Genomic DNA, 20,801 nt, shown 5'->3' on the forward strand with positions numbered 1-20,801 from the left:
TTAGCAAATGAAAAAACCTCAATCCAATTTCCCTCACTTGCAACTCAAAGATGGCATCCTCAAAGATCAGCTTTATCATGCGTTTAGAGAGGCCATTCTTGATGGACGTTTACACCCGAGAATGAAACTCCCATCCAGCAGAGCCTTGTCGGAAACCATGCAGATTTCACGTAACTCAGTACTGCAAGGGTTTGAGCGCCTGATTGATGAAGGCTATCTGCTGACTAAACCGGGATCGGGCACTTATGTTTCAGATACCATTCCCGATGAACTGATCGATATACCAAACCGTGCCAGAGAAAGCGCTCAAGCTTTTGATTCCAAATTAGAAATTAATCCACAGTTAATAGAAATGACGCGACTGAAAGCGAAGGCGAATACGGACCACAGCCATAGCATGTTTAATATTGGCGTCGGATGCGTCGATCTTTTCCCGCACCAACTTTGGGGGCGGCTGTTAGGCCGAGTTTGGCGGCAATCGCGTAAAACCTTAGGTAAATCAAACCATAGCGCGGGGTATTTGCCGCTGCGTGAGGCGATAAGTGATTATGCGCGTTCGACACGCGGCCTCAATTGCACACCTGAGCAGATCATCATAGTCAATGGAACTCAGCAGGCCATTAACCTCACAGCGCAGGTACTACTCCAACAGGGAGATGAAGTCTGGCTTGATGAACCTGGGTATGACGGGGCTTTAGGTGCTTTTCTCTCGCAAACTATGCGAGTTCGTCCTGTGAGTGTTGATAATGAGGGCACAAATATTGCCGATGCGATCCAGCGGTGGCCCTCAGTGAAACTGGCTTTTACCGCGCCCTCACACCAATTTCCCCTCGGCGGTATGCTAAGTCTGCCACGACGATTGGCCTTACTCGATTGGGCCGCTGAGCAGAGTAAATGGATTTTAGAAGATGACTATAATAGCGAGTTTCGTTATAGCGCCCGTCCGATACAGGCATTACAGGGGCTCGATAAACATCAAAGGGTGATCTACGCTGGCACCTTTTCCAAGATGTTGCTACCCGAATTACGACTCGGCTTTTTAGTGGTGCCCCCTAAACTGATACAGGCTTTCCAGTTAGCAAAGCATTACGCCGATACACACACGGCTCACCTAGAGCAAGCAACATTAGCGTTGTTTATCGCCGAAGGACATTACGCGCGGCATGTTCGCCGAGTGCGAAAAGCCTGCTTAGCGCGCCAAACGGCGTTAATCGCGGCAATTGAGCAGTATCTGCCCGACAAATTGTCCGTTCAAACCTCAGACTCAGGTATTCACCTCGTGTGTTGGCTGAAGGGCGACTTGACCGAAGAGGAAGTGATCAACAAATGCCGCCAACTCAGTTTAGGTGCACAGCCTTTGTCTCGATATTGCCAAGCACCCTATCCAAGGCAAGCTATCTTACTGGGCTATGCCGCTCATACGCGTGATGAGTTGCGGGAAAGTATCAAAAAACTGGCGCAGATCCTTTAATATCCAAGCTTAAAAAGCCTGAAAGAAAATCCCGAAAGCACTGAAGATGGCAACAAACCATGTGAGGGATCTTAAGGTGCCTTTGTTGGCAAGATAGAGGATGTGATACACAAAGCGGGCGCCGACATGGACGATGGCGAGCCACTCAGTGGTGGGATTCACTTTGCCCGTGGCGATAACCACTAATACGGCTAGGCCAAACACCAGCAATGATTCAAAAGCATTTTGATGTCCCGCTAAAGCGCGAGCGCCAAAACCGGTTAGCTGTGCTTGCTGAGCACGGGGATGATTATTATCGTAACCACCCGCCTTTGCCATCGCCCAAGCCACTGGACCTTTCGCAAGATATGGCAATAACATGGCGACAAATAAGCAAATAAGTAAGGTATTCATGGGGTAATCTTCCTTTGATTGTTGTTTTAAGCTCTACTGTTTGAGTTCTACAGCTATAAGTGCCTAAGTTACAAGTGTATTGGTTAGCGGCGTTATTTCACCATATACATGCCTTCACTTGCGGGACGACTAAATTTAAAGCCAAACTTTTCATAAAGTTCAGGCACATCCGCCATCAGGGTAATATACGCGCCCTCAAAAGCCTCACGATCTAGATAAGCCATGATGTGCTGCATAATAAGCCGCCCTAATCCCTTACCTTGATGCTCAGGATCCACTGCAATATCGACAATTTCGAAGTTGAGCGCGCCGTCACCAACCACACGCCCCATGCCCACAGTCTGCTCGGCGAGCTTTATTTGCACGCCATATAAACTCCTTGGCAAGGCCTTAATCGCACCCTCCAATGGTCTAGGGCTTAAGCCAGAAATCTGTCGTAGGCGAACAAAATCATTGGCAGAAACAACACCTTCAAGCACTTGGTACATGATATTTCCTATTGTTTTATTCAGTCACTTGCTTTCAGACACTTGGCTTTCAACTATTTAGCTTTCTATCACCTCAAGCTCAAAGCCTTCATCCAGAGTCAGCGGCTGAAAATAACCGCTCACATGCCAGAACATCGCCTCAGTATCGAACATGGCGCGCTCAGGGTGGCTTTGTCTGCGTTTATCGAGTTGACTCAAACAAAGCGCATCGCTGTGATTAAGATAAATAAGTTTATGGGCGGCGCAATCAGTAAAAATGCTTCGAAACCACAGGCGCTGATTGATAGTATTCGCGGGAAAGTCCATGACCACAGAAACACCCGAACAGAGCAGTTCCTGCACATGCTTTTTAAGCAAAGGCTTAAGGCGAGCGGAATAGCTCAAGTAAGTATCAAAATCTTTAATTTCATCGGGATATAGCGCCGCCAGCCATGCGTCTTCCGAGATTAAAATACAGTTTTCGGCCTCAGCAAGTTGTCGCGATAAGGTTGATTTACCTGCGCCCATTTTGCCACAAAAGAATATTAACGTACCTTTACTGACCAATTGTCCTAACGCATTCTGCTGTGTCATCTTCACTCCTTGATTACTGGTCTTTTATCTCAGCCGACGATTTCACTCGCTATGACACCAATGAACGACAGTACAGAGCATCACATAAAGCATGAACACCGAGCAAGACTTGGGACGAGTTTAAGGTAATAAAATCCCATTACATTAATGACTATCCTGTGTTTAGACTGCAGACGTTTACCGCTATTCGCACAATCCACAGTTAGCTTTTTTTTGAGTTCTGACATCTCTTCGCCCGCTGAGATCGCCTCGCTCTCTCAGCCCTATCCTTTCCTTAAACCAGGGATAAATCAAAGCATTTAACTCGAAGAATAAAACAATAAACCACATTATTAATCTAACAATTAAGCACTAAAGTAGTAATTTACGCTTAGCAATAAAAACATTGCCACCATTCATGCTATGACATTAATTTAGGCGTATGCTAGGGTAAGAATGAAAGGATAACCGTCATAAGTGCAAAGGAGGCTCTATGAGCACTGTCGTTCCACGTACCGTCACTTCCCCTAAAAAATTCATTATCGGCAAGGGCCTATTAGCTCAAATGCATGATTATGTTAAGGACTTTGGTGACAATGCTTTTATCATCTGCGATGAATTTATCCTCAGCCGTGTGAAGAATGAAGCTGTCGCTGGGCTAGATCAAAATGGGATCAGCAGCCACCTCGAAAAATTCAACTATGAGTGCAGCGAAGCCGAGATAAAGCGCTTAGGCGCGCTGGCAGAACAGCATCATACCAACGTTATTGTTGGAGTTGGCGGTGGAAAAACCTTAGATGCCGCCAAAGCCGTCGCTTTCTATCAAAAACGGCCTGTCATCTTGTACCCCACAATTGCTTCAACCGATGCGCCCTGTACTGCACTTGCAGTGATCTACTCCGAAACAGGTGAGTTTGAACGCTATCTGTTTCTGCCACAGAACCCAGATGCTGTCGTTGCCGACACTGCTATTATCGCCGCGGCTCCGTCCCGATTTTTTGCGGCAGGCATAGGCGATGCACTGGCAACCTATTTTGAAGCTCGTGCCTGCTATCAATCGGATGGCGTCAACCTAGTCCTGAAAAAGCCTTCCCGCACAGGGCTGGGATTGGCCCAACTTTGCTATCAGTTACTGACTGAAAATGTTGAAGCTGCTATGGACGCCGTTAAAAACAAAATAGTCACACCTGCGCTAGAGCAAACCATTGAAGCCACCATCTATCTCAGTGGTGTTGGTGCAGAAGCAGGCGGGTTAGCCGCCGCCCATGCCGTAAACAATGGTATGTCAGCGGTGGCAGACTTACATAAAGCTCAGCACGGCGAGAAAGTCGTCTTTGGGCTGCTAACTCAGCTCGTGCTCGAAAATGCCCCAAAAGCCGAAATCGATAACGTTATCCGCATTATCAAAACGGCGGGACTGCCGCTCACTCTCGCAGATTTAGGGCTGAAAACCTTTATCGAGGCCGAGTGGCGCAAAGTGGCTGAGATAGCCTGTGCTGAGGGCGATACTATGGGCAATATGCCGATGAAATTAACCGCAGATGATGTCTATCAAGCCATGATAGCCGCCAATGCCATGGCTGAACGCTATAAAACAGCTGAAGCTTGTTAACCGTAACAATATGACGTGTACTCCGTAGGTGGCAACAATCTGATTTTATTAATTAATACTACTTAAATAGTTCCTGCTGCCACACGAGTTTACCGTTCATCATAGGCTTCCTTGCCACATAATCAATGGCAAGGGAGTCCACAACAAACAAGACATTTCCACCCTCGATGCCAAAGCTGGCATTTACGCTCTATTTGTTAAACGCTTGGAGGCACATATGGCTTATGCAACAACCAATCCCTTTACGGGAAAGCTCATTAAAGAATTTCCAAATGCAACAGATACCGAAGTCACACAGGCGATAGAATCCGCCCATCAGGCATTTTTAAGCTGGCGAACCACTCCCTTTGCCGACAAGGCCGCAATACTGTCTAAGGCAGCGAAGATCCTCAGAGACAACAAGTCCAAATACGCCAATCTACTGACCTTAGAAATGGGCAAAGTCACAGCAGAAGCCGAAGCTGAAGTCGAACTGTCGGCGCAAATTTTCGAATACTACGCCGAACATGCCGAGCGACTGCTGGCACCGCAAAAACTGCCGGTTGCCGATCCCGCCGAAGGTGAAGCGATACTGGTTAACGAACCGCTGGGCGTATTATTGGCCATCGAACCTTGGAACTTTCCCTACTACCAAATTGCGCGCATCTTAGCGCCGCAGCTTGCCGCCGGAAATACCTTACTACTCAAACATGCATCCAACGTGCCCCAGTGCGCAGCGGCCTTTGAAGGCTTAATGCGCGATGCCGGACTGCCCTCAGGTGCATTCCAAAATCTGTATGCCACCCGAGAGCAGATAGAACAGATCATCAATTCGCCCAAAGTGCATGGTGTTGCGCTCACGGGATCAGAAGATGCGGGATCGATCATTGCCGCTCTGGCGGGTAAGGCACTGAAAAAATCCACCCTAGAACTGGGTGGCGCAGATGCCTTTATCGTACTTGAAGATGCCGATCTGCCTAAAACCATCGACTGGGCTGTGTTTGGCCGTCACTGGAACGCGGGACAGGTCTGTACATCATCTAAGCGGATGATCTTAGTTGAAGCCATTTACGATGAATTTATGAAGGGCTATATCAAGGGGATTGAAGCGCTAAAAGCAGGCGATCCTATGGACTCGACGACTACGCTGGCACCGCTGTCTTCCCAAGGCGCGGCCGATGAGTTGAAGCAGAAGATCCGTGATGCCGTAAAACACGGCGCAACCGCGACCGAAGTGGGGCCAAAAGTGCCGCAGCAAGGCGCCTTTGTGCAGCCAACAATACTGACAAACCTGACGCCAGATAACCCCGCCTACTATTGGGAATTCTTCGGTCCAGTTTCCAGTATCCACAGGGTGAAAGATGAGCAAGCGGCGATTGCCATCGCCAATGACTCGCCCTTTGGATTGGGTGGCTCAGTGTTTACCGCCGATACCCAACGCGGGCTCGCGGTCGCTAAGCAGGTTTCCACAGGCATGATGTTTGTCAATCATCCAACTATGGTCAAGGCCGACTTACCCTTTGGTGGAGTACGTCGCTCAGGTTATGGCCGCGAGTTGATTGATTTAGGATTGAAAGAGTTTGTAAACCACAAGCTTATTAATGTGGTCGACATCAACGCGCCTTTCTAAACGCTTAGAAAATAGCAACATCTGACTAAACGCCTGACGGAATAATCTGTCAGGCGTTTTATTTAACGTGCTTTATCCAAGGCATCACATAGGGCTTGAACGCCAAGTAAAGCTCTGGGCGTCGCGCGGTGTAATAAATCGGCATTGAGTTGATAAATATGCTGTTTCTTCACGGCAGGAATTTCTGGCCATTGGCGCCAATCAACCCCTTTCACATTACCTTCTTCCTCACTTTGCAAAATCACCTCGGGCAAGGTCAGCAAGACGTTTTCTAAACTGACTTGCGGATAATCACTGGCGGCATCGTAAAACACATTTTGTCCATGGCACACACTGATGATCTGTTGGATCCAACTGTTTTTAGAGACTGTCATCAAGGGGGTCGACCAGAGTTGATAAAATACCTTCGGTTCTGATTTTTTAGCATTTTCAACCCGCAATCGGATAAGCTCAGCGCGATAAGCGGCTGCAGCCTTGCTTGCTTCTTCAACATGCCCCGTAAGTTGGCCTAACTCTTCAAGCTCCTTGGCGACGCCTTCTAAGGTTTTAGGATCGCTACCATAAAGGTTAAATCCTAACGTCCTAAGCTGGTTGATATCTTCGGCTTTATTACCCGAATCCCACACCACAATCAGATCGGGATTAAGCTCCATCACCCGCTCCATTTGAATGCCATAGTAACCCCCAATACGCGGGATATTTTTTGCCGCCTCGGGATAATCCGCATAATCGGTTGCGGCCACAATCGTATCGCCCGCGCCTATGGCGTAAAGCATTTCCACCGCATGGGGAGAGAGCGCAATAATGCGTTTAGCGGGCTGCGCCAATACGCTATGGGGAAAAAACAAGCTGAGCCCAAAAACGAGTCCAGCTAAGTGTCGCTTAATCATGATATGCCTTAGTATTTATCCCCAAACCGCCTGAAGATGCAGGCGTAGTCTCTTCAGGTCACTTGGGGTTATAGAGTTAAACTAGCTGCTCTGGCCAGCCATAGTGCTCGATATAGGTTTGTAGATTCTTCGGGCGATACTGAGGATCTTGATCCCAGCGGTCCTTCACCGAATGATGTAAAAGTACTGGGACTTGCACAGGATCGAGTGGTCGCAAATATTCCTGTTTTATCCGATAAAAACTGCGTCTCGAGTTATGTAAGGTCGCAAGCGGATTTGGATGCACACTCGCGGCTAAGTGTGGCTCTAGGCTTAAATTAAATTTCTGCGCCTCGGATATCATCCACAACAGTGCAATATCCGACAACAATGAACCGTCTTTATCGGGTTTATAACTACCGCCAATATTGCTATGGGCGCCCGCAAACCACACTTGCTGCATGTCCATATTGTCGCGTAGTTGCCAAATAGTCGGCTCAAAATCACTGCGATGTTCATCTATGGCTAACGCATGTCGGGCAACGCGCACATTGCGGCCAATTTTAGTGTCGTAAAACTCGTCTTTATCTTCGAACAAGCCTAAAAATGAAATAGGGATCCCCATAGCACCCACGGTATCCCACACGCCAACAAACTTGATTTCCCGTGATTCATGACTGTATCTCGCTCTAAATTCGAGGGATTTTTCACCATCAGGCGCAAAGGGCGCACTGCTTTTTTTATAGTGGTCGAAAGCTTGTTGAATCAACGCCGCATCGGGGCGTTTAAGTATGCCGCAGTTATTAATCAAGCCACACAAGCAACGCACAGTGTAAGCACCGCGGCTAAAACCAAAGAGATAAATCTCATCGCCTGGGGAATAGTTTTGCACTATATAGCGATACCCATCCATGATGTTTTTATGTAAACCGCGCCCTGTCGCACCACCGATAGTTTGATCGTAATAGGAACCCACACCCCAATCATAAAATACCTGCTGGGGTTTACCATCAGCCGCTATCGGGCTGATAGCACGCGCGAGGCGCAGCACATTGGTGGGGAAATCGACCTTAAGATCTTTCTCGGGCCGATTCCAAGTCCCATCGGCACAAATCACGATACGCTTATTCATAGGATCATCCTTGAGAACGCTTTGAACACTGAACGGCTAGAGGCTAACCCATAGTAGCTAACAACAAATTGTCGCTAGTTGCTAGTCACTAATAGGCAGTTACTAGTCCTCAAACTTAGCGCATTTTATGCCTGTGCTAAAGCCATTCGCGCGTCTTACTTAACATTGCAACCAACAATGCTGCGTCACTTATGCGCCGACATTTAAGGTTCGATTAGTAATCAAAACCTTGCTGTGCCTTGATACCCGCTTCAAAGGCGTGTTTCAGCGGCTGCACTTCGCTGACCGTATCGGCTAATTCGATAATAGCGCGATGACAGGCCCGACCCGTGATGATCACATGCTGCATGGGTGGACGATTTTTAAGTGCGCTAAGCACACGTTCCACATCCAGATAGTGATAGCTCACCATATAGGTGAGCTCATCGAGCATCACGCAATCTATGCTCTCATCTTGCAGCAGCTTTTCGGCGGCTTCCCAAGCGAGTACAGCGGCGGCGGTATCTTTTTCTTTATCTTGGGTTTCCCAGGTAAAACCTGTGCCCATTACATGAAACTCAACCCCTGCACCTTCGAGTAAATTGCGCTCACCGCACTCCCAGGTGCCTTTGATAAATTGCACTACCGCGGCTTTTTTACCGTGACCGACGGCGCGGGCAACAGTGCCAAAACCTGAGGTCGATTTGCCTTTGCCGTTACCGGTTAATACCAGCAGAATACCCTTTTCTTCTTGGGCGGCGGCAATTTTAGCATCCACACCGGCTTTCACTTTCTGTTGGCGAGCCTTGTGGCGTTCGGCCTTGATTTGCGCTTGTTCGTTGTCGTTCTGTGCTGTCATGGTCTTCTCTTCACTCTGCTGCTAAAAATGTCTGCTTTTAAAACTTATGTTTCTAAAACTTATGCTTCTAAAATTGGCTGTAATTTTTGCATGTCTAAATGCTCGGCTAACACATCGGCTAAACGATCGAGTTGCTGCTCACGTATTTGATTGATATCTATCGCCTTAGCATCGTTTAATCCCGCCCAGCGCAAAATCAACTGACACGCATCTGGACTATCAAACAGCCCATGTAAATAAGTGCCAAGGATTTGCCCGTCATCACTTTGCAGGCCATCGGCAAAGCTCACAGATGTGGATTCAGGGATTAACTGCAAGGGCGTATTCGTTTGTTCAAGCCTAGGGATAAGATAGCTTGATTCACCGCAGTGGATTTCATAGCCCTTCACAGCAACCTTTTGCCCAAGTAACGTTAGCTCACCGCTCACTCGTCGTAACTGTTTTTCGGCTTTGAGTTCTGTGCTCAGCGGCAGGTAGCCAAGTCCAGCGGTATCACCCGCACTGTCTTCAATGCCTAAGGGATCGGCAATGCTTTGGCCTAACATTTGATAGCCGCCGCAAATGCCGAGCACTTTGCCGCCGTAACGCAGGTGAGTGGCAATATCTTTATCCCAACCTTGCTGGCGTAAAAAGGCCAAATCGGCGCGCACATTCTTACTGCCGGGTAAGATCAATACATCGGCAGCGGGCAAATGAGTGGCGTGACTCGCGGCTTGAGTTTGTAATGATACATAGTCAAAATCGATATCGGGATGCAGCCGCAGCGGATCAAAATCCGTGTGATTACTGATCCTTGGGTACACTAATACCCGCACTTTTAAGCGGCTGTTAGCACCTTTAGTCGGCGAGCTTATCAGCGCATCTTCGGCATCGAGATGTAAATCATGCAGATAAGGCAACACGCCTAAAACAGGTTTTTGAGTATAAGCTTCAAGCCAATCGAGCCCTGATTGCAACAGGCTAATATCACCACGGAAACGGTTGATCACAAAGCCCTTTACCCGCGCCTGTTCGGATTCTGATAACAAGGCCAAGGTCCCGACCAAATGGGCAAATACGCCACCTTTATCGATATCGGCAATGATAATCACAGGGCAATCCACAGCTTCGGCAAATCCCATGTTGGCAATATCACCTTCACGCAGATTGATCTCCGCTGGACTACCCGCGCCTTCCACCACTATGGTTTGATACTGGGCCGTCAATCGCTCGAAGGATTCCAGCACAGCGCCAAGCGCCATTGCCTTATAATCCTTAGATTTAGGCCCAAAAAAGGCCGAGGCTTCGAGTGTTGTCAGGGCTTTGCCATGAACGATAATTTGCGCGCCCGTGTCCGAGCTTGGTTTAAGCAGTATGGGATTAAAATCGGTATGGGGCTCAAGATAACAGGCCACGGCTTGCAAGGCCTGTGCGCGGCCAATCTCGCCGCCATCAATAGTGACAGCGCTATTGAGCGCCATATTTTGCGGCTTAAAGGGCGCAACCTTAATCCCCTGACGAGCGAGCAAACGACAAATGCCTGCGACTAAGGTGCTCTTGCCCGCATCCGATGTAGTGCCCTGCACCATCAAGACTGCCGCGCGCCGAGGTGAATTAACCGCAAGCGTATTAACTACAGGTGTGTCAGCGGTATCGAGTGCATTAGCACAGGCTGTGTTGTCTGTGTTTGGAGAGGACATAGGTTTAAAAGGCTTATTCTAGTTTGCAGTCATTAACATAACAGCTCAGTCTAAAAATCACTTAAGTATGCAACTTAAGCTTAAAACGTGGACTGAGCCCAAAGTCTAAAGTGGTTTCAATGCTAAGGGTAAACCGGCGACCACTAAGGTGACATTGTCCGCTAAGGTCGCCACGGCTTGATTTAACCAGCCTGCTTCATCGACAAATTGTCGGCTCAACTCACCTAAGGGCACTATGCCAGAACCGACTTCGTTACTGATCAAAATCACCACTCCCTCAAGCTCGACAAGGGAATCCACAAAAGCGGTTTTCTCGGCCTGCCAACTCGCATAAGCTTTATCGTCAGAGGTTGAATTGCCAAAGGTGGAAACGGCAAAGTCAGTCGCATTCCACTCAGTCGGCGCGGGTTCATCATCGATGTTAACGTTCGATGCAAGTAATTGATTCGTTAGCCAAAGGGTTAAACAGTCTACTAAAATCACTCGCCCAGGTTTTGCTAACCGTTTTAGCAGTGCAGTGAGGGCGAGCGACTCTTCAAACAATTGCCATTCGATACCATCGTCCGATCGTCCCGCTTGATGCTTGGCGATACGTGTCGCCATTTCATCATCTAGCGCCTGCGCCGTCGCCACATAGCAAGCATCGAAGCCAAGCGCAGTGTACTGACGCACTAAGGCTTCGCCGTAACGACTCTTACCGCTACGGGCGCCGCCTAGGACGAGGTGGATCACAGTATGTTACCCACAACGAGCAATACAAAATAACACACGATTTCAGATATTTGCTGCGCCGCGCCTAAGGTATCACCCGTGTAACCGCCAATCTGGCGTCTAAAGATCACTATGATCAACCGGCGCAGTCCTATCATCACCAATAGCAATGACAATGCCGCTAACCCCTTGAGGAATAACAGCACTAATACGCCGCTGGCGATCAGGATAAGCAGCTCATTAATGCCTTGATGTTGCGATAGCGGCTTAGACTTACTGGTCTCGTCATCGCGGACATATTTTTCACTAAAGATGATACTGGCTGATACCACACGGCTCACAGTATGCGCGACGATAAGTGCAGAACCCGCCACGACAGGATCGTACAGGGCCAACTCGACTAACAACTGCCATTTCAGCAGCAGGGCCAACATCAGTGCCAGTGCGCCATAACTGCCAAGGCGCGAGTCTTTCATGATCCGCAGCTTGTCTTCAGCCGTCCAACCCCCGCCAAAACCGTCGAAGGTATCGGCGAGGCCATCCTCATGGAATCCGCCCGTGAGCAAGACGCCAACCAACATAGCTAAAAGAACAGAAACGCCAGCGGGGAGCCAGTTCTGCGTCAGCCAAAACACTATGGCGCTTAACAAACCGACCAGAAGACCGACGAGACCGAAATAACGGCTGGCCTTATTCAACTTATCGCTATCGACTTCGACCCACTTAGGCATAGGAATGCGGGTAAAATAGCCCATGGCAACTAAAAATAAATCTATCTCTTTGTGCCAGCTTTCGCGTTCTGACATAAAGCATCCTTAGTGAATTCACACTTGCTGCAAGGTTTAAAATTAAAACGGTTGGCTAAAAAGCTATTATTTTAAATAAGTAAAATAAGCGACTTAGCAGAGCACATCATACAACAGCCTCAATCCCCGCATCACTAAAACTCGCCATTTGATTGTAAAAATTTACTGAGGCTTGAATAAGCGGCAATGCCAAGGCCGCACCCGTACCTTCGCCTAATCTCAGCCCTAGGGATAATAAAGGTTTAGCCTGCAAAAATTCTAACATTCGCAGATGACCTTGCTCATCGGATTGATGGGCAAAAATCAAATAATCACGCACATTGGGGGCGATTTGCACCGCGACTAATGCCGCCGCTGTCGCGATAAAACCGTCCACGACCACCAGCATTTTACGTTCAGCGGCGGCTAACATAGCCCCCGTCATCTGCACAATTTCAAAACCTCCTAGGCAAGCTAACACTGACTTAGGCCCAGTTAAGGCGCTTTGATGCAGCAATAACGCGAGCTCAATCAGCATCAATTTACGTTCTAAGGTTTCACTATTAATGCCCGTACCACGGCCGACACAATCAATCACATCCAGCTGCATAATCGCCGCCATAATGGCCGCAGCAGAGGAGGTATTGCCTATGCCCATTTCACCAAAGGCGACTAAGTTACAACCCGCTTGATGGTGACGCTCAATCAAATCGCGCGCCATAGCAAAGCCTTTATCGACGGTTTCAAGCGCCATTGCTGGCTCTAAATGGATTGCACCCGTTCCAGCACCAAGACGTTGATCGATAATACCTTCAACTCCTTCAACTGGCGTTAACATACCGCAATCGATCACTTCGAGCTTAAAGCCCACCTGCCGACAAAAAACGTTAATCGCCGCGCCGCCATGGGCAAAGTTTTGCACCATTTGGTGAGTCACTTCGCTAGGGGCAATCGACACGCCTTCTGCGGCAATGCCATGATCCCCCGCAAACACTAACATGGTTGGATGGACTATTTTGAGCACATCCGTTTGTGGCTGCTCCGTTTGTTGCAAATCAGTCGCTTGCACGCGGGCAATCTGCAAGGCTAAGGATTCGAGCTGACCTAAGGCACCGGGCGGCTTAGTCTTAAGATCAATTTTCTGCAGAATCACCAGATCCTGCGCTTTACTCACAGGGCTTATTTGAAAAGACACGGCTGACTGAGACATCCACACTCCACTTTGTAATCTACATTAAATAACCACAACGCATCCCGCGTCTATGACGAACATGTCCAATTGTGCATTTCCAATCGCGGGTGGGATATCAACAGAAATACTGATTATCCCGCCAGCCTGCACTTACGACATGACTCTAGGATGACGACTTAACTCTGGGTTTACATCCTGACTAGGTGCCTACGGCATGACCTTGTATTTACGGCATGACTCTACGCTTACGCAAAATCAGCAAAAAGAACATGCTACCAATGGCGGCCGTGATAATGCCCACGGGCAACTCTTGATTCCCCAATAAACAGCGCGCTAATACATCAATCCACACCATAAATAAGCCGCCCACCAGCGCCGTTAATAAAATCGGCTGACGACCGGGAAACAGCATGCGTACTGTATGGGGGATCATTAACCCGACAAAACCGATACCGCCGCAGGTAGCCACCAAAATAGCGGTAATCAAGGAGCAGAGCAGCAACATATTGAGCCGCAGCTTAGGCACATTCACCCCTAAGGTATGCGCCGTTTCATCCCCCGCCTGCAACGCCATGATCTGCCGTTTCATGCCTAAAATAATGAATAAACTCGCACCAATCACCAGTGTTGGCAGTACTAACAAGGACCAACTGGCCTTAGCGAAACTGCCTAAACTCCAAAACAGCACAGAGGCTGTCGCCTGCGGACTGGCGAAATACAGCAGCAGACTCGTTAATGCGCCGAACATAAAGGAGGTCGCCACACCAGAGAGCAACATGCGCTCCACTTGGCTATTGAGCCCAAGCCCAGACAAAGCCAGCACTATTAGCACCGACAAACTCGCGCCAATAAAAGCGCCCAAGGGTAAGCTAAACCAAAGTAATCCAGACAAGGCACCCGAACCGCTAAAAAGCCCAGAATGTGCCGCCATGCCCGCATTATCAAAAAATCCAGAGCCCGTGAATAAGGTCAACATCACCACAGCACCAAAGGACGCGCCAGAGCTAATGCCAAACAAATAGGGATCGGCGAGCGGATTGCGGGTCACGGTTTGCAGCACACTGCCCGCCAAGGACAAACCCGCCCCCGCCACAAAGGCCAGCAAAATGCGCGGCAGCCTGAGCTCCATCACGATGCGTTCTGTCATGCCATTGGTTTGAGTGAGGTTGGTAATTTTATTGATAAACACTTGGATAACATCGATAAAACTGATGTTCGCCGCGCCAAAACTTGTGGCGGCAATGGGGGTTATCAAAGTGATTATGCCTAATGCGACCAGCATCAGTTGTTGTCTCGTCAACGGTGTCACGATACGCCCCAAATATGAGATGAAATATTGTTTACTCCCCTGAATCATCCACCTTCGCCTCGCTCGTTCAGGCCATGATCTACATGGTGATAACCATAAAAATAGCTGATTAAGGGCTTTTTATGTTGTGGATGGGGCGATACCTGAGCACACACGCCAAACACATCGCCAATTCGCGCCTCGGTTAATACTTCGGTTGGCGTCCCCATAGCGCTGACTTCCCCGTTATGGATCAACAACAAACTGTCGCACAGGGCACTGGCTAAATTAAGATCATGAATAGAGGCAATCACGCTAATCCCAAGACTACGCACCAATTCGAGGATTTGAATTTGATAGCGCACATCGAGGTGATTCGTTGGCTCATCGAGGATTAAAAGCTGCGGCTGCTGTACTATGGCGCGGGCAATCAAGGCGCGTTGCTTTTCACCGCCAGATAAGTGCTCATATTGTTGGTGCATCTTATGGCTCAAGCCGACTTTCTCTAAAGCCTTAGCAATACGCTCAATATCACAGCTCGAATTGGTATCGAACATGCCCTTGTGGGGCGTTAAGCCCATGCTGACCAATTGCTCTGTGGTGAGGTCAAAATAGTGCGGTGTATCCTGCTGTACTACGGCGACGCGACAGGCAAACGCCTTGGGCGACAAGCGCTCAATATCTTGATCAAAAAGGATAATTTTGCCCTGAGTTGGGCGAACAAACCGATACAAACAGCGCAGCAAGCTAGACTTGCCCGCACCGTTAGGGCCAATCAGCCCCAGCATCTGCCCCGTTGGCAGCGTAAAGTTAATATCGGAAAGAATGGTTTTGCCATCGATACACCAGCTCAACTGGCTCACATTAAGCGCGACTGACGGGCTCAATGATGGGTTAGTGTCCTTCACGGGGCTATTAGTTTGGATTGCGGAAAGTTTCACCTAAGCGGCGCTCCTATCGAGTCCAAACCTGTATAAAAAAAGGTTGTGCACATTGTCATCTGCTCCCTCGAGTCACCCGCTCGAGAACTAAGGCTGCACGCAGCGATAACAGAAATAGGCAGGTCTCCTGACTCGTAGGGAAGAAGATTCGAGATCTTTTTCACTACTCACAGTTGCGGGCACAGTTCGGGCTGACTGACGAGCAGCTCCCCGATTCCCTATTATATTTGGGTTGATATGCTCTTTGTTAACAACGCCACTGTGAATAAAAACAACGGAGCGATTCGAACAAAGAGAGTCTATTCCCAACACCTATTTCTGCGACGTTATCACTCATTGCGCATGTAATACGCTATCTCGTTCAAACGTCAGGGAAAAGCATTATCCTACATCTATCCTATTAGGCAATGCTGTTTAAATCAGAATATTTTCATGTCAGCTTATTCTCGCCAAACAATCACGCCTACACCATAACTCCTAGGTCGTGAAATAAGGCCTCAACACCTGCGCCCACTCGGCCAAGCTAAACGCCAATAGCAGGCACCCAGTTCATCTTGCAGCACATTAATGCTCACCACGGCCGCCACGGGTAAATCGAGTTGACTATAAAACCCCACCGCCCGTTCAACCCCTAGGGCACGCGCCATTAAGTGACGGATCACCCCGCCGTGGCTCACGACCCACACTTGAGTGGCTGGCATATTGTCAGTGGTTTCATTAATGGCACTGTTTTCATTACCCATTTTATGTGAGTCAAGGGTCAATCGTTCAAACTCGGCGGCGAGTATCTGGTCAATCGTCCCATTCACCCGCGACTCGAAACTTGCCATAGTTTCCCCATTGGGCGGCGGAGTTTGCCAAGGATTTTGCCAATACGCCGCTAAGTGTTCGCCCGCTTGTTGATACAGTTCATCGAGCCGACGACCGTCCCAATCACCAAAGTCGATTTCTTGTAAACCCGATAAAAGCTGCGCCTGCAATGGCCTTGACTCAGATACCAGCGCCGCCGTCGAATGCAATTCGGCGGCAAAGGCTTGGGCAAATTCGGCGCAGCGGCGTGAGGTCGAGCTATAAATCGCGCTACACACGCTGGCCTGTGACTCAACTGCTGCCGACATTTGTTGCCAACCCTTTTTACTCAAAGGCACATCCACACGACCCCGCAAAATAGCGCCGCCTTCACACTCACCGTGGCGCAACAATAACAACCGAACTTGTTTCATATATGCCTTTTTAGTTAGGGACTAGATGCTAGGAACTCAAGCCGAGGGCCTAAATTCTTGATTCTCGATTCTCGCTCCTAATGCCTTTGACTTTCATCTTGCCCTGACAATCATAAGTCGCGTATTATGGACGTCTATACGTTTAAATGTCCAAAACAAATTTTTAAGAACAAGTATTCAAAAAATGTCGGCTGACGACAATAAAATGCACTTAGCATAACAATGGCCGATTTTTGGACTTAACTTAGCTGTATTTAAGGTAATTATTTATGACGATACCCTCTACCAAAGCCGGCCAGATATTGGCAGACATACGCAAACAGCTTGCAGAGCGCATTCTGATCTTAGACGGTGCCATGGGCACTATGATCCAAGGCTACAAGCTGGAAGAAGAGGACTATCGCGGCGAACGCTTTAAAGATTGGCACACGGATGTCAAAGGTAACAACGATTTATTGGTGTTGTCGCAACCCCACATCATCAAACAAATTCACACCGACTACTTAAACGCCGGTGCCGACATCATTGAAACCAACACCTTTAACGCCACCACCATCGCCATGGCCGATTACGACATGCAGTCGCTGTCCGCCGAAATTAACTTAGCCGGCGCCCGCCTCGCCCGTGAAGCCTGTGATGAAGTGTTTGCTGCCACAGGCATTCCACGCTACGTCGCCGGTGTGTTAGGCCCCACTAACCGTACTTGTTCGATTAGCCCTGATGTGAACGACCCTGGTTATCGCAACGTCAGCTTCGATGAGTTAGTGAGCGCTTACCGAGAATCCACTAAGGCACTGATTGAAGGCGGCGCGGATATCATTATGGTCGAGACCATATTCGATACCTTAAATGCCAAGGCCGCACTGTTTGCGATTGAATCGGTATTTGATGACTTATTTGGTCAGCATTCTAAAGACAGATTGCCAATCATGATTTCGGGCACCATTACCGATGCCTCTGGCCGTACACTGACTGGCCAAACGACCGAAGCCTTTTACAATTCCCTTCGCCATATCAAGCCCTTATCTATCGGTCTTAACTGTGCACTTGGGCCAAAAGAATTACGCCCGTACGTCGAAGAATTATCCCGCATCAGTGAGTGTTATGTGTCGGCGCATCCGAATGCTGGCCTACCGAACGAGTTTGGCGGTTACGATGAAACCCCAGAGGACATGGCGAACGTGATCGAAGATTGGGCGCGCGAAGGCATGCTTAATATTATCGGGGGTTGTTGTGGTAGTACGCCTGAACATATCCGCGTGATCCGCGAAGCGGTGAGCCGTCACGATCCACGTATTTTGCCGGACATTCCGGTAGCTTGCCGCTTGGCAGGTTTGGAACCACTGACTATCGACGCCCAATCCCTGTTCGTTAACGTGGGTGAGCGCACCAACGTTACAGGTTCGGCCAAGTTTTTAAAATTGATCAAAGAAGGCAAGTTTGAGCAGGCGCTCGATGTCGCCCGCGAGCAGGTCGAAAGCGGCGCGCAAATCATCGACATCAACATGGACGAAGGCATGCTCGATGGCGCCGAGATCATGCACAAGTTTTTAAACTTGATTGCCTCTGAGCCCGACATCAGCCGCGTACCTATTATGATCGACTCCTCTAAATGGGAAGTGATCGAAGCTGGCCTCAAATGTATTCAAGGCAAGGGCATAGTTAACTCGATTTCCCTTAAAGAAGGCGAAGCCAAGTTTATCGAGCAAGCAACACTGGTGAAACGCTACGGCGCGGCGGCCATTATCATGGCATTCGACGAGCAAGGTCAGGCCGATACTAAGGCACGTAAAATCGAAATCTGTACCCGCGCCTATCGCGTACTGGTCGATAAGGTCGGCTTTCCGCCCGAAGACATCATCTTCGACCCAAATATCTTCGCCATCGCCACCGGTATCGATGAACACGACAACTATGCCGTCGATTTTATTGATGCCATTAAAGCGATTAAAGCCACCCTGCCCCACGCGATGATTTCGGGCGGCGTATCGAACGTGTCGTTCTCGTTCCGCGGTAACAACCCAGTGCGCGAAGCGATTCACGCCGTTTTCCTGTACCACGCCATCAAAGTCGGCATGGACATGGGCATTGTCAACGCGGGTCAGTTAGCCATTTACGACGATATCGATCCTGAGCTTAAAGTGCGGGTCGAAAACGTGGTGCTTAACTTGCCCTGCCCAGTTGAAGGCTCAAGTAATACCGAGCAGTTACTTGAAATCGCAGAGAAATTCCGCGGTGATGGCGCGCAGGTGGGTAAGAAAGAAGATTTAGAATGGCGCAGCTGGCCGGTGAGCCAACGCTTATCCCATGCGCTCGTCAAAGGCATTACCGAATTTATCGATGAAGATACCGAAGCCGCTCGCCAAGAAGCGAAACGTCCGCTGGATGTGATTGAAGGCGCCTTGATGGATGGCATGAACGTGGTCGGCGATTTATTCGGCTCGGGCAAGATGTTCCTGCCGCAGGTGGTGAAATCGGCGCGGGTGATGAAAAAAGCCGTGGCTTACTTAAACCCCTATATCGAGCTGGAAAAGGTCGAAGGCCAATCTAACGGCAAGATTTTGATGGTGACGGTAAAAGGCGACGTGCACGATATCGGCAAAAATATCGTCGGCGTGGTGCTCGCCTGTAACGGTTTTGAGGTATTCGATTTAGGCGTGATGGTGTCGGTGGAGAGAATTCTCGACGCCGTGAAAGAACACAATATCGATATCATCGGTATGTCGGGCCTCATCACGCCGAGTCTGGACGAGATGGTGCATAACGTGAAAACCTTCCACCGCGAAGGTTTAACCATTCCGGCGATTATCGGCGGCGCCACTTGCTCTAAAATCCACACAGCGGTGAAGATTGCGCCCCATTATCCCCATGGCGCCATTTATATCGCCGATGCGTCCCGCGCCGTGCCTATGGTGAGTAAGCTCATCAACAACGAAACACGCCAAGCGACCATAGACGAAACCTATGCTGAATACGACGACATGCGTACTAAGCGTTTATCCCAAGCCAAGCGCAAAGAGATAGTGTCACTCGAAGCGGCCCGTGAAAACCGCTGCCAACACGATTGGGCCAACTACACCCCGTTCACGCCAAACGTGCTCGGTCGCCAAGTATTTGATAATTATCCGTTAGAAGACTTAGTCGAGCGTATCGACTGGACACCGTTTTTCCGCTCGTGGGAATTGCACGGCCATTACCCTGAAATCCTTACCGATAAAGTCGTCGGCGTCGAGGCGCAAAAGCTGTTCGCCGATGGTCAGGCCATGCTCAAACAAATCATCGAAGAAAAGTGGCTCACGGCAAAAGCGGTTATCGGCTTATTCCCTGCCAATACCGTCAATTACGACGACATTGAACTCTATACCGATGAGTCACGCACCACAGTCGAAATGACCACACATCACCTGCGGATGCAGCTTGAGCGTGTCGGTAACGACAACTTCTGTCTATCCGATTTTGTCGCACCAAAAGACTCAGGCGTCGCCGATTACATGGGCGGCTTTGCGGTGACCACAGGCCACGGCATAGACGAACATGTGGCGCGTTTTGAAGCAAACCACGACGACTACAACGCCATCATGCTCAAATGCTTAGCCGACCGTTTAGCCGAAGCCTTTGCCGAGCGGATGCACGAGCGGGTACGTAAAGAGTTTTGGGGTTATGCGGCCGACGAGCAGTTAAGCAACGAAGCCTTAATCCGCGAGAAATACAAAGGCATACGCCCCGCACCGGGCTACCCAGCTTGCCCAGACCACACAGAAAAAGGCTTGTTATGGGACTTGCTCAAGCCCGATGAGACTATCGACTTGAACATCACCGAAAGCTACGCCATGTTCCCCACAGCGGCAGTATCGGGCTGGTATTTCGCCCACCCGAAATCCCGCTACTTTGGTGTGAGTAACATCGGCCGCGATCAAGTGGAAGATTATGCGAAGCGTAAAGGGATGAGCATTGCGGAAACGGAGAAGTGGCTGGCGCCAGTACTTGACTATGATCCCGAGTAATCATGTTTACTCAG

The 20,801-nt window shown here is 49.2% G+C and carries 17 protein-coding genes and 1 riboswitch; of the genes, 4 read left to right on the plus strand and 13 right to left on the minus strand.

The features are described 5' to 3' along the window. Positions 1–7: 7 nt before the first annotated feature. Complete coding sequence (locus tag L5M28_RS01850; RefSeq protein WP_263202263.1) at positions 8–1,471, plus strand: PLP-dependent aminotransferase family protein; 1,464 nt, start codon at positions 8–10, stop codon at positions 1,469–1,471. 9 nt (positions 1,472–1,480) lie between these two features. On the opposite strand, the gene L5M28_RS01855 is transcribed toward L5M28_RS01850, so the two are convergent. The 3 genes from L5M28_RS01855 to L5M28_RS01865 all read right to left on the minus strand — a co-directional run bounded on the left by L5M28_RS01855 (position 1,481) and on the right by L5M28_RS01865 (position 2,925). Continuing rightward, positions 1,481–1,864: an MAPEG family protein gene (locus tag L5M28_RS01855; RefSeq protein ID WP_113941155.1), complete on the minus strand. Its 384-nt coding sequence runs from the start codon at positions 1,862–1,864 to the stop codon at positions 1,481–1,483. 92 nt (positions 1,865–1,956) lie between these two features. Then, the gene (locus L5M28_RS01860; RefSeq protein ID WP_028759277.1) at positions 1,957–2,352 is read right to left on the minus strand and encodes a GNAT family N-acetyltransferase; all 396 of its coding nucleotides are present in this window, start codon (positions 2,350–2,352) and stop codon (positions 1,957–1,959) included. Positions 2,353–2,409: 57 nt separating this feature from the next. Beyond that, positions 2,410–2,925, minus strand: coding sequence for an AAA family ATPase (locus L5M28_RS01865; protein WP_263202265.1), 516 nt, complete (start codon positions 2,923–2,925; stop codon positions 2,410–2,412). Positions 2,926–3,397: 472 nt separating this feature from the next. Between L5M28_RS01865 and L5M28_RS01870 the strand changes: the two genes are divergently transcribed. Both L5M28_RS01870 and L5M28_RS01875 read left to right on the plus strand, forming a co-directional pair. Beyond that, the gene (locus tag L5M28_RS01870) at positions 3,398–4,516 is read left to right on the plus strand and encodes a glycerol dehydrogenase (RefSeq protein ID WP_263202266.1); all 1,119 of its coding nucleotides are present in this window, start codon (positions 3,398–3,400) and stop codon (positions 4,514–4,516) included. 217 nt (positions 4,517–4,733) lie between these two features. Then, a complete protein-coding gene (locus L5M28_RS01875; RefSeq protein ID WP_198571813.1) occupies positions 4,734–6,125 on the plus strand; it encodes an NAD-dependent succinate-semialdehyde dehydrogenase in 1,392 nt (463 codons plus the stop codon). Positions 6,126–6,187: 62 nt separating this feature from the next. Here L5M28_RS01875 and L5M28_RS01880 read toward each other — a convergent pair whose 3' ends face one another. From L5M28_RS01880 to L5M28_RS01925, 10 genes are all read right to left on the minus strand, one after another. Further along, positions 6,188–7,015 carry a cobalamin-binding protein gene (locus L5M28_RS01880; RefSeq protein WP_263182829.1) on the minus strand — a complete coding sequence of 276 codons (828 nt, stop codon included), beginning with the start codon at positions 7,013–7,015 and terminating at the stop codon, positions 6,188–6,190. 76 nt (positions 7,016–7,091) lie between these two features. Further along, on the minus strand, positions 7,092–8,126 hold the full coding sequence (locus L5M28_RS01885) for a DUF2235 domain-containing protein (protein ID WP_263202269.1): 1,035 nt from the start codon (positions 8,124–8,126) through the stop codon (positions 7,092–7,094). A 214-nt stretch (positions 8,127–8,340) separates the two neighbouring features. Continuing rightward, a complete protein-coding gene (gene cobO / locus L5M28_RS01890; protein ID WP_198571815.1) occupies positions 8,341–8,964 on the minus strand; it encodes a cob(I)yrinic acid a,c-diamide adenosyltransferase in 624 nt (207 codons plus the stop codon). Between the two features lie 59 nt (positions 8,965–9,023). After that, positions 9,024–10,643: a cobyric acid synthase gene (locus L5M28_RS01895; RefSeq protein ID WP_263202270.1), complete on the minus strand. Its 1,620-nt coding sequence runs from the start codon at positions 10,641–10,643 to the stop codon at positions 9,024–9,026. Between the two features lie 105 nt (positions 10,644–10,748). Next, positions 10,749–11,375, minus strand: a complete 627-nt coding sequence (gene cobU, locus L5M28_RS01900) for a bifunctional adenosylcobinamide kinase/adenosylcobinamide-phosphate guanylyltransferase (protein WP_173496806.1) — start codon at positions 11,373–11,375, stop codon at positions 10,749–10,751. Then, on the minus strand, positions 11,372–12,160 hold the full coding sequence (locus tag L5M28_RS01905; protein WP_028759425.1) for an adenosylcobinamide-GDP ribazoletransferase: 789 nt from the start codon (positions 12,158–12,160) through the stop codon (positions 11,372–11,374). Before L5M28_RS01905 ends, cobU begins: the two co-directional genes overlap by 4 nt. A gap of 106 nt (positions 12,161–12,266) precedes the next feature. Beyond that, a complete protein-coding gene (gene cobT, locus L5M28_RS01910) occupies positions 12,267–13,349 on the minus strand; it encodes a nicotinate-nucleotide--dimethylbenzimidazole phosphoribosyltransferase (RefSeq protein ID WP_219233788.1) in 1,083 nt (360 codons plus the stop codon). Between the two features lie 208 nt (positions 13,350–13,557). Then, positions 13,558–14,688 (minus strand): FecCD family ABC transporter permease, encoded by a 1,131-nt coding sequence (locus tag L5M28_RS01915; protein ID WP_263202272.1) that lies wholly within the window; start codon positions 14,686–14,688, stop codon positions 13,558–13,560. Beyond that, positions 14,685–15,560: an ABC transporter ATP-binding protein gene (locus tag L5M28_RS01920; protein ID WP_263202273.1), complete on the minus strand. Its 876-nt coding sequence runs from the start codon at positions 15,558–15,560 to the stop codon at positions 14,685–14,687. The genes L5M28_RS01915 and L5M28_RS01920 overlap by 4 nt, the downstream gene beginning before the upstream one ends. A gap of 99 nt (positions 15,561–15,659) precedes the next feature. Then, positions 15,660–15,836: riboswitch (cobalamin riboswitch) on the minus strand. A gap of 221 nt (positions 15,837–16,057) precedes the next feature. Next, the gene (locus L5M28_RS01925) at positions 16,058–16,783 is read right to left on the minus strand and encodes a histidine phosphatase family protein (protein WP_263202274.1); all 726 of its coding nucleotides are present in this window, start codon (positions 16,781–16,783) and stop codon (positions 16,058–16,060) included. A 269-nt stretch (positions 16,784–17,052) separates the two neighbouring features. On the opposite strand from L5M28_RS01925, the gene metH reads away from it, so the two are divergent. Beyond that, on the plus strand, positions 17,053–20,787 hold the full coding sequence (gene metH / locus L5M28_RS01930; RefSeq protein ID WP_263202276.1) for a methionine synthase: 3,735 nt from the start codon (positions 17,053–17,055) through the stop codon (positions 20,785–20,787). Positions 20,788–20,801 lie beyond the last annotated feature (14 nt).

This window comes from Shewanella sp. SW32 (assembly GCF_025653365.1).
Lineage (GTDB): Bacteria > Pseudomonadota > Gammaproteobacteria > Enterobacterales > Shewanellaceae > Shewanella > Shewanella oncorhynchi.

Coding starts and splice junctions, on each gene's coding strand:
- L5M28_RS01860 (WP_028759277.1), bottom strand. CDS start 2,352: ATGTACCAAGTGCTTGAAGGTGTTGTTTCTGCCAATGATTTTGTTCGC.
- metH (WP_263202276.1), top strand. CDS start 17,053: ATGACGATACCCTCTACCAAAGCCGGCCAGATATTGGCAGACATACGC.
- L5M28_RS01885 (WP_263202269.1), bottom strand. CDS start 8,126: ATGAATAAGCGTATCGTGATTTGTGCCGATGGGACTTGGAATCGGCCC.
- L5M28_RS01925 (WP_263202274.1), bottom strand. CDS start 16,783: ATGAAACAAGTTCGGTTGTTATTGTTGCGCCACGGTGAGTGTGAAGGC.
- cobO (WP_198571815.1), bottom strand. CDS start 8,964: ATGACAGCACAGAACGACAACGAACAAGCGCAAATCAAGGCCGAACGC.
- cobT (WP_219233788.1), bottom strand. CDS start 13,349: ATGTCTCAGTCAGCCGTGTCTTTTCAAATAAGCCCTGTGAGTAAAGCG.
- L5M28_RS01915 (WP_263202272.1), bottom strand. CDS start 14,688: ATGATTCAGGGGAGTAAACAATATTTCATCTCATATTTGGGGCGTATC.
- L5M28_RS01855 (WP_113941155.1), bottom strand. CDS start 1,864: ATGAATACCTTACTTATTTGCTTATTTGTCGCCATGTTATTGCCATAT.
- L5M28_RS01850 (WP_263202263.1), top strand. CDS start 8: ATGAAAAAACCTCAATCCAATTTCCCTCACTTGCAACTCAAAGATGGC.
- L5M28_RS01895 (WP_263202270.1), bottom strand. CDS start 10,643: ATGTCCTCTCCAAACACAGACAACACAGCCTGTGCTAATGCACTCGAT.
- L5M28_RS01865 (WP_263202265.1), bottom strand. CDS start 2,925: ATGACACAGCAGAATGCGTTAGGACAATTGGTCAGTAAAGGTACGTTA.
- L5M28_RS01870 (WP_263202266.1), top strand. CDS start 3,398: ATGAGCACTGTCGTTCCACGTACCGTCACTTCCCCTAAAAAATTCATT.
- L5M28_RS01905 (WP_028759425.1), bottom strand. CDS start 12,160: ATGTCAGAACGCGAAAGCTGGCACAAAGAGATAGATTTATTTTTAGTT.
- L5M28_RS01880 (WP_263182829.1), bottom strand. CDS start 7,015: ATGATTAAGCGACACTTAGCTGGACTCGTTTTTGGGCTCAGCTTGTTT.
- L5M28_RS01875 (WP_198571813.1), top strand. CDS start 4,734: ATGGCTTATGCAACAACCAATCCCTTTACGGGAAAGCTCATTAAAGAA.